We start from the raw sequence: 1,195 nt of genomic DNA on the forward strand, positions 1-1,195 counted from the left end.
CAGGCCTCGTCGGCCGAGGAAGCCTCCTCGTCGATGGAAGAGATGGCCTCCAACATCAAGCAGAACGCCGACAACGCCGCCCAGACCGAGAAGATCGCCCGTCAGTCCGCCAAGGATGCCGAGACCTCCGGTCAGGCCGTCACCCAGGCGGTTGCCGCCATGCAGACCATTGCCGAGAAGATCGGCATCGTCCAGGAGATCGCCCGCCAGACTGACCTTCTGGCGCTCAACGCCGCCGTCGAGGCGGCCCGGGCCGGCGAGCATGGCCGCGGCTTTGCCGTCGTCGCCTCGGAGGTGCGCAAGCTCGCCGAGCGGTCGCAGGCCGCCGCCACCGAGATCTCGCAGATGTCGGTCGACACCGTCGCTTCCGCCCAGCAGGCCGGCGACATGCTGAACCGGCTGGTGCCGGACATTCGCAAGACCGCCGAACTGGTGTCGGAGATCTCCGCTGCCTGCCGCGAGCAGGACATCGGTGCCGCCCAGATCAACCAGGCCATCCAGCAGCTCGACAAGGTGACGCAGCAGAACGCCGGCGCCTCCGAGGAGATGTCGGCCACCTCCGAAGAGCTCGCCGCCCAGGCCGAGGAGTTGCAGGCCTCGATCGCCTTCTTCCGCGTCGACAGCCCGGCCGCCGGTGCCAAGGCCGCCCAGCGCAAAGCACCCGGACGGACCGTCCGTCAGTCCGCCACCCGCGAGGCCGCGCCAGCCCAGAAGCCGGTCGCAGCCGCCCGGAAGGCCGGCGCCGCCGGTGGCATGCAGCGCCAGTCCGTCAAGGCCCAGCAGGAGGCGGTCCGCGGCTTTGCGCTCGACCTCGACATGGGCGGTCCGGACGAGGACGACGCCGACTTCCGGGAAAGCGCCTGATCATGACGGCGCGCTCCACGGAGACCCAGTATGTCACCTTCGCGCTCGGCAGCGAGGTGTTCGCGGTCCCCGTCGCCGTGGTGCGGGAGATCCTCGACCATGAGGACAGCTTCCGCATCCCGAACGGCCCGGACTATCTGATCGGCCTGCGCGACGTGCGCGGACAGGGCGTGCCGGTGATCGACCTCAGGCTGAAGCTCGGCCTGAGCCGCACCGTGCCCACCCCCAACACCCGCGTGCTGGTGGTCGACGTCACGCTCGGCGAACGCCAGCTGACCCTCGGCCTCGTCGCCGACCGCGTGTTCGAGGTCGCCGCCTTCCGCGACGACCA

The 1,195-nt window shown here is 70.1% G+C and carries 2 protein-coding genes; both read left to right on the forward strand.

All coding sequences use genetic code 11. The features are described from left to right. Window positions 1-864: methyl-accepting chemotaxis protein (locus CXZ10_RS21270; RefSeq protein ID WP_245412981.1), on the forward strand; the 864-nt coding region annotated here is incomplete at its 5' end. Between the two features lie 2 nt (window positions 865-866). Continuing rightward, window positions 867-1,195: chemotaxis protein CheW (locus CXZ10_RS21275; protein ID WP_101291372.1), on the forward strand; the 329-nt coding region annotated here is incomplete at its 3' end.

This window comes from Pleomorphomonas diazotrophica (assembly GCF_002844595.1).
GTDB lineage: Bacteria > Pseudomonadota > Alphaproteobacteria > Rhizobiales > Pleomorphomonadaceae > Pleomorphomonas > Pleomorphomonas diazotrophica.